Source organism: Protofrankia sp. Cas4 (assembly GCF_963555915.1).
In the GTDB taxonomy this organism is placed as follows: Bacteria; Actinomycetota; Actinomycetes; order Frankiales; family Frankiaceae; genus Protofrankia.
In genome coordinates this window covers 22,444-38,211 of sequence record NZ_CAUVXL010000128.1, presented here as the reverse complement: position 1 = coordinate 38,211, position 15,768 = coordinate 22,444, and the positions used below count along the sequence as shown (strand labels likewise).

General features: G+C 67.2%; 15 protein-coding genes and 1 pseudogene. 5 read left to right on the top strand and 11 right to left on the bottom strand.

Going from position 1 to position 15,768, the window contains the following annotated elements; translation table 11 throughout:
* Together U9979_RS12025 and U9979_RS12020 are read right to left on the bottom strand one after the other, a co-directional pair.
* Positions 1-722 (bottom strand): annotated as a pseudogene (locus tag U9979_RS12025) (hypothetical protein); the annotation flags it as partial.
* Positions 723-800: 78 nt separating this feature from the next.
* Positions 801-1,049: a hypothetical protein gene (locus U9979_RS12020; protein WP_322779449.1), complete on the bottom strand. Its 249-nt coding sequence runs from the start codon at positions 1,047-1,049 to the stop codon at positions 801-803.
* A 718-nt stretch (positions 1,050-1,767) separates the two neighbouring features.
* Here U9979_RS12020 and rox point away from each other — a divergent pair.
* Positions 1,768-3,207 carry a rifampin monooxygenase gene (gene rox, locus U9979_RS12015; RefSeq protein WP_322779448.1) on the top strand — a complete coding sequence of 480 codons (1,440 nt, stop codon included), beginning with the start codon at positions 1,768-1,770 and terminating at the stop codon, positions 3,205-3,207.
* 120 nt (positions 3,208-3,327) lie between these two features.
* On the opposite strand, the gene U9979_RS12010 is transcribed toward rox, so the two are convergent.
* The 3 genes from U9979_RS12010 to U9979_RS12000 form a co-directional block, all read right to left on the bottom strand.
* Positions 3,328-3,708 (bottom strand): nuclear transport factor 2 family protein, encoded by a 381-nt coding sequence (locus tag U9979_RS12010; protein WP_322779447.1) that lies wholly within the window; start codon positions 3,706-3,708, stop codon positions 3,328-3,330.
* A gap of 76 nt (positions 3,709-3,784) precedes the next feature.
* Positions 3,785-4,696: an alpha/beta hydrolase family esterase gene (locus tag U9979_RS12005; protein ID WP_416220020.1), complete on the bottom strand. Its 912-nt coding sequence runs from the start codon at positions 4,694-4,696 to the stop codon at positions 3,785-3,787.
* A 201-nt stretch (positions 4,697-4,897) separates the two neighbouring features.
* Positions 4,898-5,656, bottom strand: a complete 759-nt coding sequence (locus tag U9979_RS12000) for a hypothetical protein (RefSeq protein ID WP_322779445.1) — start codon at positions 5,654-5,656, stop codon at positions 4,898-4,900.
* A 214-nt stretch (positions 5,657-5,870) separates the two neighbouring features.
* Here U9979_RS12000 and U9979_RS11995 point away from each other — a divergent pair, with 214 nt between their 5' ends.
* Entirely contained in the window at positions 5,871-6,704 is an 834-nt protein-coding gene (locus U9979_RS11995) for an SAM-dependent methyltransferase (protein ID WP_322779444.1), read from the top strand.
* A gap of 21 nt (positions 6,705-6,725) precedes the next feature.
* Here U9979_RS11995 and U9979_RS11990 read toward each other — a convergent pair whose 3' ends face one another.
* Positions 6,726-7,274 (bottom strand): DUF1697 domain-containing protein, encoded by a 549-nt coding sequence (locus U9979_RS11990; RefSeq protein ID WP_322779443.1) that lies wholly within the window; start codon positions 7,272-7,274, stop codon positions 6,726-6,728.
* 403 nt (positions 7,275-7,677) lie between these two features.
* Here U9979_RS11990 and U9979_RS11985 point away from each other — a divergent pair, with 403 nt between their 5' ends.
* The 3 genes from U9979_RS11985 to U9979_RS11975 all read left to right on the top strand — a co-directional run bounded on the left by U9979_RS11985 (position 7,678) and on the right by U9979_RS11975 (position 10,395).
* On the top strand, positions 7,678-8,586 hold the full coding sequence (locus tag U9979_RS11985) for a C40 family peptidase (protein WP_322779442.1): 909 nt from the start codon (positions 7,678-7,680) through the stop codon (positions 8,584-8,586).
* 605 nt (positions 8,587-9,191) lie between these two features.
* Positions 9,192-9,560: a WhiB family transcriptional regulator gene (locus tag U9979_RS11980; protein ID WP_322750279.1), complete on the top strand. Its 369-nt coding sequence runs from the start codon at positions 9,192-9,194 to the stop codon at positions 9,558-9,560.
* Between the two features lie 307 nt (positions 9,561-9,867).
* Positions 9,868-10,395, top strand: coding sequence for a histidine phosphatase family protein (locus U9979_RS11975; RefSeq protein ID WP_322750288.1), 528 nt, complete (start codon positions 9,868-9,870; stop codon positions 10,393-10,395).
* A 21-nt stretch (positions 10,396-10,416) separates the two neighbouring features.
* Here the strand turns inward: U9979_RS11975 and U9979_RS11970 are convergent, their stop codons facing one another.
* The 5 genes from U9979_RS11970 to U9979_RS11950 all read right to left on the bottom strand — a co-directional run.
* Positions 10,417-10,635, bottom strand: coding sequence for a hypothetical protein (locus tag U9979_RS11970; RefSeq protein ID WP_322779441.1), 219 nt, complete (start codon positions 10,633-10,635; stop codon positions 10,417-10,419).
* A 113-nt stretch (positions 10,636-10,748) separates the two neighbouring features.
* Positions 10,749-12,254 carry a trehalose-6-phosphate synthase gene (locus U9979_RS11965; RefSeq protein ID WP_322779459.1) on the bottom strand — a complete coding sequence of 502 codons (1,506 nt, stop codon included), beginning with the start codon at positions 12,252-12,254 and terminating at the stop codon, positions 10,749-10,751.
* 399 nt (positions 12,255-12,653) lie between these two features.
* Entirely contained in the window at positions 12,654-12,917 is a 264-nt protein-coding gene (locus U9979_RS11960; RefSeq protein WP_322750282.1) for a hypothetical protein, read from the bottom strand.
* 58 nt (positions 12,918-12,975) lie between these two features.
* On the bottom strand, positions 12,976-13,899 hold the full coding sequence (locus tag U9979_RS11955) for a hypothetical protein (protein ID WP_322779440.1): 924 nt from the start codon (positions 13,897-13,899) through the stop codon (positions 12,976-12,978).
* Between the two features lie 119 nt (positions 13,900-14,018).
* A partial coding sequence (locus U9979_RS11950; RefSeq protein WP_322779439.1) for an FtsK/SpoIIIE domain-containing protein occupies positions 14,019-15,768 on the bottom strand: 1,750 nt, incomplete at its 5' end.

The window sequence follows — 15,768 nt, the reverse complement described above, 5'->3', positions numbered from 1 at the left end:
ACGTGCTCGAACACGTCGCGGAGAATGGCGGTGAGCGGACCGTTGCGAACGACCAAGGCGGTGGGCGACGCCGGCGCGAACATCACGGCAACCAACTCGTCGACGAGAACGATACGCAATGGTAGCAGCTGATTGGTTCGCACCTGGATGCCGAGAGCGGCCTGATGTCTAAGATCGCTTCTCGTATGGGAATGGCGCAGAGTCGCCGTCTGGTAGACAGCTCGGATCGTTGCGCCGCGCGCCAACACATCTTGATGACGAGCGAGATTGGCTTGCGTCACTTCCGGCGAGGGCGACAGCCCCGGATGGATCGTCGCTACCTCCCGCTGCGTCAACCTTGCCGCGTCGTCCAATACAGCCATTATCCGAGTCATACCCACGACCTTCTCTATTTCCTTTCGTCGTCCGGAGGTCGTGAACTCGTTGACAAGAGTGCTGAGGGCCTGCTGCGTCTTCTCGATTTCTGCTGTCAGCGCGTGGACCTTGTTTTTGTGGTCCTGTATGAGCCGGCGGGCGGCCGCCTCGGGCGATAGTATGGACCAACCGTTCGACGCGGTCGGAGACTCAATGAGAAGACCGAGATGGATCAGGGAATCTCGGACGATAGCGCTCTGCTCTGTAGAGAGCCCGAGCGCCTGCGCGACCGAGGCATCTTCTTGCTCGATATCCTCCGTGAGTAGTTCGTGGTATGCCTGCAGACTTTCGACGAACTCACGCTCCATCACGTCACTCCTTGCAGTAACTCAGAGAACAACTTTTAATGTTGTTTAACAGCCAGCAGACAATTCTCGGTGTGCGGATCAGGTGGCGGCGGGGAGGGCGCGTAGCCGCGCGAGCGCGGCGGACAGGAGATCACCGCGGCTGGGTGGCAGACGTACGTGCAGGCCGCGGGCGTGGGGGACGACCCGGCCCGGGACGGTGAGGACCTCATGGCGTAGGCCGGCGTCGAGCTTGGCGTCTTTGATCTGGGTTTCGATGTCGGCGCGGCCGCGGAACCACCACTCGACCGCGACGATGCCCTCCGGCTCGTTCGCGGGGATGTTCGTCATCAGAAAGCTGACCACCCAGGCTGGGATGCCGTGCGAGCGGGAAAATCTTGCGGGCCTCGCCTGTGCACGGTCTGTGGCTGGGTAGGCGGCCGGCGCCGGGGCGGGGTTGGTGCCGGCGCCTTGCTGCGGGCGCGGCATGATATCGCCCTGGGCCGGTCGCCTGTTCGACCGCGACAACCCCTCGGGCCAGATCGGCCTGTAGCACCCATCACAGACCGAACCGGCCGGTTGGGTCAGGGTGCTCCTGCCCCGCTCCTCCCCCGCCCCGCGAGGCCGCGCCCCTCGTGCCAGACACTCTGTAGGAACGATGTGAATCTGGTGTTGTGCCAGGAGCATCAGATTCACATCGTTAAGAGCGCCTGGCAGCGGGCCTTGGCCCACCGTGCCGCATCGGAGATCAGCGCCGGCAGTTCTGTCAGTGCCGGTAGTTCTGTCAGCGCCGGCAGTTCTGTCAGCGTGTAAGGAGGTTGCCCACTCCTTGCCACTTTCAACGTATAGCGCACCGGGGGGCTTGCGGCAAGACCCGGGTCGTGCCGCAGAATCGCTAGCCGAGGCCAGGACCTGCGGAAATGGGAGTCACGACGGGCGTGTGGTGTTGTCGAGGTATGGGTCGCGCGGGGACGTCGAACCGTTGGTGGGACTCGTGGTGTGGGTGTGCGCGCCGCCGGACTGCGCGGAGCAGCCGGCCGACAATCAATCTCGTTAAACGGGGGGTTTCATGATTGACGTGATCGTGGTAGGCGGCGGACCGACCGGCGTGATGCTCGCCGGCGAGTTGCGACTGCACGGCGTGCACGCGCTCGTGCTGGAGAAGGAGGCGGAGCCGATCAGGATTGTCCGCGCGCTCGGCCTGCACGTGCGCAGCGTCGAGATGATGGACCAGCGCGGTCTGCTGGAGCGGTTCCTCGCACTCGGCCAGCAGTACCCGGTCAGTGGTTTCTTCGCCGGCATCGTCAAGCCACGGCCCGACCGGTTGGACACCGCACATCCCTACATCCTCGCCATCCCGCAGACCACCACCGAGCGCCTGCTGACCGAGCACGCCACCGAACTCGGCGTCGAGATCCGGCGCGGCACTGAATTGGTCGGGCTGCGCCAGGACGACCACGGGGTGACCGCCAAGCTGGCCGACGGCACACAGCTGCGCTCGCGCTACCTCATCGGCTGCGACGGCGGCCGTAGCACGGTGCGCACGCTGCTCGGGGTCGGCTTCCCCGGTGAGCCCGCCAGGGTCGAGTGGCTGCTGGGCGAGGTGGAGGTGGCCATGCCGCCGCAGGAGTTGGCGGCCGTGGTGGCCGAAGTCCGCAAGACCGATCTGGGGTTCGGCGCCGGACCCCTCGGGGACGGGGTGTACCGCGTCGTCGTACGCGCCGACGCGGTGGCCGAGGACCGCACGGTCGCGCCGACCCTGGACGAACTCAAGCAGCGGCTGCGGGCGATCGCCGGCACCGACTTCGGCGCGCACTCACCGCGCTGGCTCTCCCGCTTCGGTGACGCCACCCGGCTGGCCGAGCGCTACCGGACCGGCCGGGTGCTGCTGGCCGGCGACGCGGCGCACATCCACCCGCCGACCGGCGGGCAGGGCCTCAACCTCGCCATCCAGGACGCGTTCAACCTTGGCTGGAAACTGGCCGCCGAGGTCAACGGCTGGGCACCGGCGGGGCTGTTGGACAGCTACCACACCGAACGGCACCCGGTGGCCGCCGACGTGCTCGACACCACCCGCGCGCTGGTCGAGCTGCTGTCCCCCGAGCCGGGTCCCCAGGCAGTGCGCCGGCTGGTGTCGGAATTGATGGACGTCGAGGAGGTGAACCGCTACCTGATCGAGAAGATCACTGCGATCGGGGTCCGCTACGACTTCGGCGCGGGCCATCCACTGCTCGGCCGGCGGCTGCGGGACGTCGGGCTGAAACGGGGGCGCCTCTACGAGCTGATGCACGGCGGCCGCGGACTGCTGCTCGACCAGACCGGCCGGCTCTCGGTGGCGGGCTGGGCGGATCGGGTCGACCACGTCGTCGACGTCGTCGACGTCAGCGAGGAACTGGACGTGCCCGCCGTGCTGCTGCGGCCCGACGGCCACGTGGCGTGGATCGGTGACAGTCAGCAGGATCTGCTCAGCGGGCTGCCCACGTGGTTCGGCGCCGCCGTGAGCTCATAGGTTGAGCCTGCCACATATCGCCGGCAGGGACGGTGCGTTCAGTGACGGTGCACGCTTCAGCGGCGCCGGTCGCCATCAGCACATCCACCCATCGCGGGTAGCTTCTCTCCGGGCCGATGCTCACACGTCCCGGGCACTGGGCGGGGTACAGGTGTAATGGGCCTGCACCCGGCTGATCGGCTCACCGGGATTGACGGTCAGCACCTCGGCGACCATGCGTCCGCCGATACTACGGAAGTAAAGGGTGACGGTGTCGACGCAGTACAGCACGTCGACCAGCTCGAAGCGCAGGTCAGGATAGCGGTCCAGGGCCGCGCCGAAGTAGCGGACCACAGCCTCGCGGCCTTTGAGGGTGCTGGAGTCGGTTATTTCCTCCGCGAACGGGGAAACGAGCTCCACATCGGGGGCGTAGAGAAGAGCGATTTCCTTGAGGTCATGCCGGTTCCACACCATCACGTGCTCACGTCCGAACTCAAGGGCGGCCTCGGGAGTCCAAACCATGTCGTTGCCTTTCAGCGGTCGTGACCCGCCGCAGCCTATAGTTCTACGGTGGCATTGTCCCCAGCAGGTCTCGCGGTCAGCCGCCGGCGGGTTTGGGATGGGTGGCGAAGAAGCGCCAGATGGCGTCGGTGGCGTTCAGCGCGGTGGACGGGGGATCAAGGTGCAGCAGGCGCTCCAGCACGGGCTTGGGCTCCCCGCCGGGCCACTGGTGACCTGCCCCGGCGATGGTGACCAGCTCGACGTCGTGACCGGCAGGGCAGCGGGCCACCGACGTCGTGACCGACCCGGCCGTCTCGACCGTCGGCGCGGGACAGTGATCGACCTCGCGCCAGGTTGCGATCAGGGACGGAACCGCAGGCCCGTTGATCTTTGCGGTGCCGTCGCCCTGGCCACCGTTGTAGGGGATGTTGTGATCGGCGGTGCCGTGAAGGTGGATGACCGCGACGGGCGCCGGCGCTGGGCACGGGCCGAGCAGGGTGGCCGAGTCCGGCCCGATGGCGGCGAACACGGTGGTGTCGCAGGCCAGCCGGTAGGCGAGCATCCCGCCGTTGGATATGCCTGTGGCGTAGACCCGGGTCGGGTCGATGGGTAGCGCGTGGCTCACGATGGCCACGAGCTGGGTGATGAAGGCCACGTCGTCGACGTTGGTGCGCCCCGGCGTACCGCAACAGCCGCCGCCCACATCCCAGGCATGGTCGATGCCGTCCGGATAGGCGACCATGAAGTGCTGACTGTCGGCCTCGGCGTCCCAGCCGTAGGAGGACTCGGCCTGGGTTCCGCTGCCGTAACCGCCGTGGAGCATGACGACCAGCGGCACCGCGCCCGACAACGGCAGCGACGCCGGCCGGTAGAGGTGGAAGGTCCGCGCCTGCCCGCCGACGGTGATCGTCTGGGTGGACGACCCGACCGCCACCGTCTCAGTCGCCGTGGGCCGGCCGGTGCCCTCCCCCGTGGACGCACCGTGCCCGGGGGTGCATCCGGTCACCATGACGAGCAGACCGACCACTGCTGACACCAGTGCGCGGACGGACGGCGGAGCATGCGCAACGGCGGAGTGTGGGGCCACACGCTCATTGTGGCTCTTAAATGTCAAGAATTGGTAAGAATATATGTCAGAAATGAGTAAGCCCGACGGCGACACCAGCCGACGTGCCGGTGCCTGTCGTGAGCCGCAGATGATCATTGGATGTCACTGGCGGGCGACCTTCGCGGCGACCTGGCTTATCACGTTCTGCTCCCGCGTCCGGTCCGGGACGCCGTTGATCTGACCAAGCACGATAGTGCTCTCGACACGGTCGGACCAGATGAAGATTATGTCGAAGGTAATGTGGATCTTACCGCCGTTGGCGGCGACGGTTATCGCCATGCGTACGGCCTGTGTGGCCCCGGACAGCCCGGGCAGCGCCAGCGTCGAGTCGAGCGTGACCCTCTCGCCGTTGGACGACGCTTCTTGCTCGAGCCCCCGGAGGAAGAGCCGGCCAATGCAGGTGGGCGCCTGCGGACGTCGCAGGATGACCGCGTCACGTGCCACATCCCCCGGGCGATCGATGTCCGCGGACGAGCCGACATGGGCCAGCTCGTCGGGGCTCATCAGGTCGGGACCGTCCGCCGAGTCGATGGAGTTGTCCTGGATCTCGGCGGTCGGCACGCCAAGGCACGATGCGAACTCAGATTCGGAGATCTTCGGGTCCGGTGAGGTGTCGGTGGAGGTGTCCCGGACAAGCCCGGTGGTCTCGGCGCCTTCGGTGACGACGTAGTCGCGGGCGTGCAGGGTCGGGGCCGGCGATGTCGCGGTGGTCTGAGGCAGCGTGCTGGTGCTGCCGCCTGCGGGGGTACCGGTACCGGTACCCCCGCAGGCGGCTAGGCCGAACAGGGCGACCGCCACCACGGCGCCGCCCGCACGGGCCTGCGCCGGAGCCCGACCGTCACACCATCGCAGTACTCCCACAAGTCACCCTAATATGAAGATCTCTGGCAATGTACCGTTACCGGTATCAAACCAGGTTAATATTCCCACCCGTCGGCGTATCAGAGTCCCCCGCCGGCAAGTCCGTTCTGGTCCGGGTTTGCCGCTAACCTGGGTGGCGTCTGCTGGGGGTGACCGCGCGAAGGGAGCAGGGCTGGTGGCTGAGGGTGACTCATCGAGGTGGGATTTCCGGTCGGTGGCTGATCCCGCCGATGCCGGCGCGGTGACCGGCGCGGGCCGGGAATCGGGTGCCGACCTGAACCCGGACATCCCCCACATCGCGCGGATCTACGACTACTGGTTGGGCGGGAAGAACAACTTCGCCGCGGACCGGGCAGTGGCGGAGCAGGCCATGACGGCCATGCCCGACATGCGCGCCAGCGTTCTCAGCAACCGGGCGTTCCTGCGCAGGGCAGTGACCCACCTGGCCGGCGAGGCCGACATCCGCCAGTTCCTGGACATCGGCACCGGTCTACCGTCGGCCGACAACACCCACGAGGTCGCGCAAAGGGTCGCCTCCGACGCCCGGGTCGTCTACGTCGACAACGACCCGATCGTGCTGACGCACGCACGGGCGCTGCTGACCGGTGGCCCCGCCGGCGCCACCGCCTACCTCCACGGTGACGTTCGGGACCCGGCCGCCGTCCTGGCCGGCGCGGCCGAGACCCTGGACTTTCGCCGGCCGATCGCATTGATGTTGGTCGCCATCCTGCACTGCGTCGCCGATGAGGACGATCCGTACGCAATCGTCGCGACGCTGTCCGCCGCACTGCCCGTCGGCAGCGCGTTGGTGCTGTCGCACCCGGCCAACGACGTGAACCCCACGATCGGAGCCGGCGCCGCCGCAGCCCGGATGAACCAGATGATGCCGATGAAAGTTACAATGCGTAGCAAAACACAGGTAAGTCGCTTTTTCGATGGCTGGGAACTGCTCGAGCCCGGTGTTGTGCCGGCGACTCAGTGGGGCACGAACGATCCCACCCCGACAGCGCTGTGGGCCGGCGTCGCACGCAAGAGCGCCCGGGAATAGGGATCTCGGGCCGGCGTCTATTCACGGTCCGCTTCCCACGAGCGCAGCCAGCTTGGTCACGGTCGTCCAGTTCCGGGCTGTAAATGGTGTTCGCAGCTGACGGAGGACACCGGCGAGGGGCGAGTCACGGGAGTTGACCTCGTAGGACAGGTAGAGCTCATGACGGCCGATGCCGATCTCGTCATCGGCGTGCCGTAGCCCCATGCGGGTCACCGTCGGCGCGTCGACCGGATCGGCGAGGAAGGCCACATGCAGCTTTTTCGGTTCCGCCGCCCGCAGCGGGAACGGGTTCGCGGCGACCACCATCGCCAGCTCCTCGGCGCTTCGCAGGAAGAACCTCGATCGGATACCGACCCGCTCGTGCAGCGCCTGCTCCAGTTTCACCGCCAGGCCCACCGGCTCGGCGGTCACCACCGCATTGCCGCTCTGGAGGTACGTCACCACCTCGGTGCATCCCTCGGCCTGTAGGAGCGCCCGGAGATCGGCCATCGCGACCCTATTGCGGCCACCCACGTTGATGCCCTGCAACAGTAGGACACATCTCTGCATCGTCATCACGTTAATCGTCATCACGTTATCAGCGCAACGACGGGCGCCGAACCGTTCCACCGTTTGGCTCCTCGCTGGTCTGTGGCAAGAGTCCCTCATAATGCGCCCGCTAACCAAAATGCATGTACATGGGCAGCGGAAAATGTCATGCGGCAAACCTGCCACGGTCGATCCGGGTGCCGAGGAGTGTGTCGATCTGCACACGCCGCACTGGCACGGCAACACCGTGACGGCGATGGGTATGGCGACCGCCGGCTTTCGGCTGTTTTGGCACGCTCTCAGTGGTATGCGTCCGCTATCGGGCAACCGGCTCTCCATGATCGTGTTACAGCTAGAGACCGTCACCCTTGGTAACTAGTATCACTGAAAGTTCTTCGCCAGTCTCTTAGCGTAAGGGTGCTCACTGTCACGGTGGGTAACGGGGATGACCGCCGAGGCCCGTCCGCATCCCCGTGCCGGCGACACGCACGCGGACGGGACCCGGGTGCACTGCCCGGACGGCGGCAGAGGGGCGATGGCAATGTCCATCTCAAGCCGCGCAGTCTCACCGACGGTCACCGCGGTCTCCTGTGCTGTTGCCGTCGCGGTGGCTCTTGCGCCGTGTCCGGCCACCGCGAGCGAGCCAACCACGCATGTCGGACCAGCGGTGACTATCACCCCGTCGGTGACTATCGCACCGTCTTTGACCGACGCACTCTGGTACAACTCGCAATTTTCGCCGTCCAGTACCGTCCAAGCGGCGGCGCTGGAGTACCCGGGCCAACTGTTGAGCCGAGGAAGCCGCGGGGAGACGGTTGCAGAGGTCCAGAGCCGGTTGGGGATCGTCGCGGACGGAGAATTCGGACCGCGGACCGAGAGCGCCGTCCGGAGCTTCCAGGCTGGCGCCGGTCTGGTGACCGACGGCATTGTCGGCCCGTTGACCTGGGGCGCGCTCTTCGGCACGTCAACGGCGCAGCCGCCGGAGCCGACCGGCGGCTCGGGTTCACTGGGTGCGGCAGCGGTCGCGGTCGCCGCACAGCAGATCGGAAAGCCCTATCGCTATGGCGGTGCCGGCCCGAACGACTTCGACTGCTCAGGTCTGATCCAGTACGTCTACACGCAACTGGGCGTATCGGTGCCTCGCACGACCTACGAGCAGTTCGATGCGCTACCTCCGGTCAGCCGGGCCGACGTCCGCCCAGGTGATGTGATCTTCTTTTTGGACGATCAGGGGCAGGCGTATCACGACGGCCTGTATGCCGGCGGTGGACAGATGATCATTTCTCGTCGCCCCGGCACATACGTCCAGTATCAGCTGATCTGGACAGATAACTACCGTATCGGGCGGGTATGAAGCTACTCGTCCGCTATTTCGATCCGGCGATCATCGTTGTGATCCTACTCACGCTTGTGATCACTGCGATCACCGCACTCGCCATCGGCTGACCACGGAATATCCAAAATGCCCGGTTCGCCGCCCACAAGGCGGGCCGGGCATTCACAAGATGTACTACATCGCATACTGCGAGTTTCACATCTGCGACCGCGCGGCGACCGGCGACATCACGATGCGACCTGTGACACAAACCGCGGACGTGACCGTTCCGGAACCCTTGCTATCCGGTCGAGAGCCGTCTACGTTCCTCGGTTAACGAGACGAGACAGGTTCGTTTCCGGTGTACATGGCGCCAGCGATGCGGTGCACTCCACGCCGGTGAACCGTGCCGTCGTCTTTTCGTAACAGTCGTCGTCCCACCCGAGTCGTCGTCCCACCCGAGCAGAGTAGATGTGCGTCACAACACATCTACATGGTGCTCGTCCCTGTTATGTCCGCCACAAGCGATGTCCAGCAGGAGACGGTATGCCCAGTCAGCCGCGTTCGCTACCCTCCGGTAGCGATGCCGTTCCCAACTCCCTGTCCACGTTGCGCACGGATGCAACCATGATCGGCAAAAGGCCATGAGCGCCGGGGTACCGGTCCTGCCCGGACGAGACCTCCCGCCACAGCCCTACGGCCCCGGCTGGCCCGCATACTGGCGCCAGGACGCGGCATGTCGGGACGGGGATCCCGATGCCTTCTTCCCACCTGACGGGCGTAACACCAAGGCCCGCGCCGCTGCCGAAATCCGAGCCCGCAAGATCTGCGCGAGCTGCCCGGTACGACGGGCCTGTCTGGCCACAGCGTTGTTCCGTCAGGAGGAACACGGCGTGTGGGGTGGGCTTACGTCAGATCAACGTAATTCAATCGTGCCGCGCGGCCGGCTGACCGCGGACGACGCGCTGGCCTATGCCGATCGCCTCCTACTGTCCACCTACGCTACGAGCTGATCTTATCACTTCCGTCGGCGACATCCTCGTTGCCCCCGGTGTGGCGTCCGCCGGCTCGTGGTCGACGCCACACCGGGGCCAACGAGCCAGCCGGCCGCGGGACTTCCTTGGAGCGCCCGGCAATAGAGGCGCTCTTAATCTGCCGGATCCGGCCGCCTACCTCGACGGTGCGGAAAGGAACCATTGACGCCCCGGGCCGGGATGGGCAGGCTGCGTGTCGTTGCCGTCCGAGGAGGAGCTTCGTGTCAGGGTGTTCCGCGCCTGGTCACGGCGTCCGGTTGTCCGCCACGTCCACGCAGGTCGCGTGGTGAGGCCGCCGCGTCGTCTCCTGCTGTTGCGTCACGGCAAGTCGGACTGGGCCGACAGCTCGACCCCGGACGCCGAGCGGCCGCTGTCGCCTCGCGGCCGGGCCGCGTGCGAGCTCATCGCGGAGCATTTGCGCGCTGATCAGCTCATCCCCGACCTGGTGCTGTGTTCATCCGCACGCCGCACCCGCCAGACCGTTGAGCACATTGCCGGGGCACTTCCGCCTGACGTCCCGGTACTGACCGAGGACAGGCTCTATCTCGCCGATGTCGCCGATCTCCTCGACCGTCTCCGGGAGCTGGATGACGGCGTACCCACCGTCCTGCTGGTGGGCCACAACCCCGGTATGCAGGCACTGGCAGCCGGTCTGCTGCCGGTCGGCGAGCGTCCCCGCATTCCGACCTTTCCCACGGCCGCGCTTGCGGTGGAGGACCTCGCCGTGGGTCGCTGGGCGGAACTCGGACCCAGTACGACCCGCCTGGTGTCGTTTGTCACCCCGCGCTCGCTGACGAGCGCGTCCAGCCGCTGACGACCGGACGGCGGGATCGGGTCAGTAAGCCTGTTCCATGATGCCGGAGGCGACCGCGGTGATCATGCCGGCGACCAGCGCCACGCCGGTCACGATCCACAGGGGAACGGAGTGGAGCACGAGCGCGAAGGTCCCGATCGAGAAAGCCGCGATGATCAGAAATACCGCGGCCCACGAACCCGTGTTCGCCTTGTGGTGACCGCCCGAACCCGCCACGTCCGCTCCCCTTATGTCGTCCACGAAACTCTGCCGACGCTGACACTACCCGCGAGGCGCGGTGGAAACCCGCCGAGGTGGACGGCTCCAGCCGGGTTCAGCCGGGCTCAGCAGGCTTAAGCAGGGTTACGAGGGGTTTACGAGTAGCCGGCGAGCCGCGCGAGGTCGTCCAGCTGTTCGCTGAGCCACCGTCCCACATCATGGGTGCGCACCTGATCGGCAGCCGCGGCCAGACGCCGGTGGCGTTCCTCCACCGGCATGGTCAGGGCCTCGTACAGGGCGTCGGCCATCTGTTGTACGTCAAAGGGATGCAGCGTCACCGAGTACTCGCCGAGCTCCTCGTGGGCGCCGGCGTTCTCCGACAGCGCCAGCACGCCGCCACGGCGGTTGACTACGGCGACCTCCTTGGTCACGAGGTTCATCCCGTCCGCGATGGCGTTGACCATAATCACATCACAGATCGAGTAGGCGGCCACCGCAAGTGGGAAGTCCTCGGCCATCCGCAGGTCGATGGGCTGCTGCCCGTCTTTGGTGTGCCGGGCGTTGATCTCGGCGACAACTGCGCCGATCAATGCGATGTAGTCGGCGTACTCGGGCACGTCCGTGCGGCTCGGCTGGAGCAGGGCGAGGAAACTGACCTTTCCGACCAGCTCCGGATGTTGGTCGAGCAGCGTGCCGAACGCGAGGAAGCCGCGCACGACGTTCTTGCTCGGATCGGTGCGGTCCACCCGCAGGATGAGCTGGCGGTCCCCGTCGAGGAAGGCGTACCGCAGCATGGCGACATGCCCGGCGACCTCTTCGGTGCCCAGGATCGCATCGAGCGCGGCCGGGTCCACCGAGATCGGGTAGTACCGGGCCCGGACCGTCCGATCGCCGACTGTGACCAGCAGGTTGTCGAGGTCGACGTCCAGGCCGAGCAGTTCCTGCGCGCACAGGACGAAGTGACGGGCGTAACGCCGGGTGTGAAAGCCGACGACGTCACTGCCCAGCAGCCCGCGCAGCAGCCGCTCCCGGATGCCGGCGGGCAGCACGCGCCACTCGTCCGGGCTTGGCCACGGGATGTGGACGAAGTGGGTGAGCACGACGTCCGGGCACAGTTCCCGGACCCGTTCGGCAACCAGGTAAAAATGGTAATCCTGCAGCAGAACGAGGGCCTTGCCACCGCGGGCGCGGACTTCGTCGGCGACGGCGTCCGCGTATGCCCGGTTGACCGCGGCGTAGCCGTGCTCGAACGCGTCATGCTCGGCCTGGGTGATGATGGGCGAGAGCGCCCGACCGTACAGTCCGTGCTGGACGAACCACAGGATCGGGTTCGACCAGACACTGTAGAAGTCGGCATAGGCCGCGGGGTCGGTGACGACCAGGTGTACCCGGATGGTGGGACCGTCGGCGTCTCCTTCGACCACATGCGCCGACGGCGAGGTCTGGACGACGATCGAACCGCCCAGCGCTTCGCCTGCGACCACGGTGTCCTCCGCGGTCGCCGCCCCGCAGACCCAGACGGCGTCGTCGAGGTGCTCGGCGAGGCCCGACAGCGCTGAAACGAGGCCCCCCGCCCCTCGGGTGACCGTTCGTCCCGAAGCGTCACGGTCGAAGCTCACCGGGCCGCGGTTGGACAGAAGTACAAGCGGCAGGTCGAGCATTCTGCTTACCGGCACGGTGGTGCGGCCTCCTCAGTCGCGTGGCAGCGGCGCCGGACGGATGCCGGACCCGTGAACTGCCACGCGTTGGTACTTTCCCGGGCCGCCGACGGTGCGGCAGGAGCCGTGATCGCGCCACCGTCGGCCCGGCTTGTCCTAGTCGGGCCGACGGTGGCACGAAAGAAACCATGATCATACCGTCGGCGACCGACTGGACAACTCGGACTTTAGTAAGGCCGGCTAAAGGATGCATCGCGTCGCGGACAACCCGCGGAATTGTTACCCAGATCTTCATCCGCGACACGCTGACAATCGAACGCGGGCCATTGGTCACGAAAATTTGTGCTATTTCTCACAACTAGTTGATTTATATCAATACTCTAATGGCGCCATGAGGGCACTTCAAAGTCCGTCGCTGTAGTCCCGGACCTCCTGGACAGCGGATCCCAGAGCTGCCAGCGACTCCTGGATGCGTTCGCGGGTTTCCATCAGGGCGCTCGTCAGCTGTTCCACGGCCCGGTGGGCGCTGCCGTCGGTCGCAGCCAGGACGATTGCCTGCGCTTCTTCGATCATGGTCAACGCGCCGTCCAACTGGCCGACGACCTCATCAGTGCGCTTGAACGCCTCGCCAAGCTGGGACTTGACGTCGGCGATGGTGCTGGTCACAGAGATCCTGCCCTTCTTCTGTCGCCGCCGCGGGGATCGGGTCCGGACAACCGCCGGTTCATGTGCGCCGCGGATCTCGCGGATCTCGCGGTGCTCCGATGCCGAGCCCGAAGCGGACGGCCAGCACAACCGCCACCAGGGAAGCGATCAAGCCAGGTGGGTTCAGGGGCGCGACCCGGGCGGTCGCCAGCACCGCGGCGCCGGCTGTACCCGCTCCGAGCAACGCTGCCCGGGCCACCTCGATGCGGCTCGCGTCGGTGAGGACCACCACGCACACGCCGGCGACCAGCGCGCCACCGGCCAGGGACGCGAGCGCCTCGACGCCGAGGAACACCCGCAGCGCGGTGACCGTGCCGGCTACCAGCAGACAGGCCAACCCGATGATCATCGCTGCGGACGTCGTCGGGCCCGCCCGTGTGATCGCCCGCAGCTCGGCGGCGTGCCCCATCGCGGTGAGACACAGTTCGTGAGCACGGGCCGGCGCTGCGGCCGGGTCGAATTCGACGGGATCATCGGCTCCCACGGCGGGCCGCCCCGAGCGGGCCGTGCGCTCCAGCGCCGTGCCGGTGGACCGCCCGCGCCCGCTGCCAGCACCGCGACGGTGCGTGGCCCGAACGGCTGAGCGGTCCGTACGTTTGCGCAGGGCCACAGCAGCCACATCGTCATGATCGAATTCCGTCACCGGAGCGGGGCGAAGCTGGTCGAGGTCACTGATGCCGTGATGGGCGAGGGGTTCGGCCACCGTCCGCCACACTTCGTCGACTCTGGAACGGATGGCATCGGCGGACTCCCGGTGCGTGCGCGCCAGCGCAGCGCGCCGTTCCCGGCCGGCCAGTACCCGGTCCGCCACTTTCGTGCGAGCCTGGTCAAGCTCGGCGAGCAGCGCCCGATACTGCGCGATCGCGATCCTCGGATCGTCGAGATCGGGATCACGGGGATCACGCAGGTCGCCGCCGTCACGATCGGGCTCACCGTCGGGCACAGGGAGAGATCTACCCAATTGGTCGGGCATACCAACCAACGCCCGGTAACCGTGGGTTCCATCGGAGGTCGACCGCGGGTTCCCGTGACCGTTGTGGTCAACTCCCATGACCGGCCCGGTCATCGTGCGTCCACCCGCCGCTGCAACGGCGCGAACGGGATGATCGTGCGTGCTTCCGCCTGACCGTTGCGGTCGAACAGGACTGCCCGGTTGGCGCTTGTCACCGCCGTGACCGACCGGTTTCCGGCGAGGCTGAACAGATCATTGCCGGGAACGCCGACCGCGATCCATGCCCCGACGTCGTCCCGATGCGTGGGACCAAGGTCATCGAGCAGGCGACCTGGGCCGCGCCACCAGCCGAGCAGGTGCACCCGCTGAACCGGGCCCCGGCGGGTCACGAAACGCAGATCATCCAGGCCGGAGCGACGACTGACCGGGTCCTTGGCCTCAAGGACCCCGCGCCCCGCATCGGCGGCGAACAGGACGAGCAGCCGTAGCGGCTGGGCCGGCCCGTGCTGCGGGCCCGTCTCCACCGCCAGTGCCGACTCCTCCCTGGCCCGCACCGCGTCACTGGTCTGGGCCAGCACGCGGCGCAGGGCGGCCGGCGGATGAACCTCGGCAGCCTGGCCGAAGGCCCGGACCCGCTCGGCCAGGATGTCGGCGACCGGGGCCATCTCGCCGGTGACGGCGACGATGTCGACCCCCAGCCCGTCCGGCCCGGCCTGGGCTGCCAGGCTCGTGACGGCCGCGTGCAGCACGCCGACGGCCTCACGCCGCAGCGGTCCGAGAACCGCCAGGTTGCGTCCTGGCAGCGGGGACAAGCGGACGCCAACGGCGGCGGGATGCAGATCGAGGGGAACCCCGACGAGCGCCAACGGTTCGGCGACCTCCCCATCGTCATGGTGACCGGGATCCTGGTGACCGGGATCCAGCCCGTCGCGGTCAGGCCCGCCGCGGTCGAGCGGTGCGGGCGTGCCCGCCAGCGAACGGAACAACGGATTGTCGTCCAACAGCGCCGGGGCGTGGCCTACGAAGACCTTCGGCGGCCGGTTCCCCGCGGCGCGGGACACGTTCGTACGGGACACGTTCGCGCTGGACAGGCTCGCACGCAGCGTGGCGAGCAGTGCCGGCTCCGGATAGGCGACCCGGACGAGCTCGTTGCCGGCCGGGTGGCCGTTGCGCCGGTTGACGATGGCCTCACCGACGCCGGCCAGTGCTCCGGCCGCCTCGTTGGTGGTCGACAGCAGCACCCGTGACTCCGAGATCGAGGTACGCAGCGCGATGCGCAGCGCGAACTGCCCGAAGATCGATCCACGTTTACCGGCCGTCGCATCCAGAGCGTCGATACCCGACAGGGTCTGGCTGGCCAGCAGCAGGTGGATCCCGTAGGCGCGCCCCTGGCGCGCCAACACCTCCAGGTGCGAGACCGCCTCCCGCGACACCGCGTCCAGCGGCGTGAGCATCACCTGGAACTCGTCGATCACTATCATGATCCGTGGCCAGCCGGTACCGACCTGCGCGGCTCGCAGGCCGCGCAGGTCCCGGGCCCCGACGGCCCGCATGGCGAGGGCCCGGCGTTGCATCAGGGCACGGACGTGGCGCAACACGGCGACCCCGAACTCCCGGTCGCTGTCCATGCCGATCGTGTCCGCATGCGGCAGCACGAACGGGTCGTCACCGCGGGGAGCGAACTGGGCGAACTCCAGCCCCTCCTTGAAGTCGAGCAGGTGAAATCGCAGCTGGTCTGGGCCATAGCGGGCAGCCAGGCCATACACCACATCAAGGAGCAAGGTCGATTTGCCCGCTCCGGCCTGCCCACCGACCAGCGCGTGGACGGTGTCGTCGTCGAACCGCAACGTCACCGGGCCG

Bases quoted from the DNA above. Each gene is read 5' to 3' on its own strand.
- U9979_RS12020 (WP_322779449.1), bottom strand. From the start codon at position 1,049: ATGACGAACATCCCCGCGAACGAGCCGGAGGGCATCGTCGCGGTCGAG.
- rox (WP_322779448.1), top strand. From the start codon at position 1,768: ATGATTGACGTGATCGTGGTAGGCGGCGGACCGACCGGCGTGATGCTC.
- U9979_RS12010 (WP_322779447.1), bottom strand. From the start codon at position 3,708: ATGGTTTGGACTCCCGAGGCCGCCCTTGAGTTCGGACGTGAGCACGTG.
- U9979_RS12005 (WP_416220020.1), bottom strand. From the start codon at position 4,696: ATGGTGACCGGATGCACCCCCGGGCACGGTGCGTCCACGGGGGAGGGC.
- U9979_RS11990 (WP_322779443.1), bottom strand. From the start codon at position 7,274: ATGACGATTAACGTGATGACGATGCAGAGATGTGTCCTACTGTTGCAG.
- U9979_RS11985 (WP_322779442.1), top strand. From the start codon at position 7,678: ATGACCGCCGAGGCCCGTCCGCATCCCCGTGCCGGCGACACGCACGCG.
- U9979_RS11980 (WP_322750279.1), top strand. From the start codon at position 9,192: ATGAGCGCCGGGGTACCGGTCCTGCCCGGACGAGACCTCCCGCCACAG.
- U9979_RS11965 (WP_322779459.1), bottom strand. From the start codon at position 12,254: ATGCTCGACCTGCCGCTTGTACTTCTGTCCAACCGCGGCCCGGTGAGC.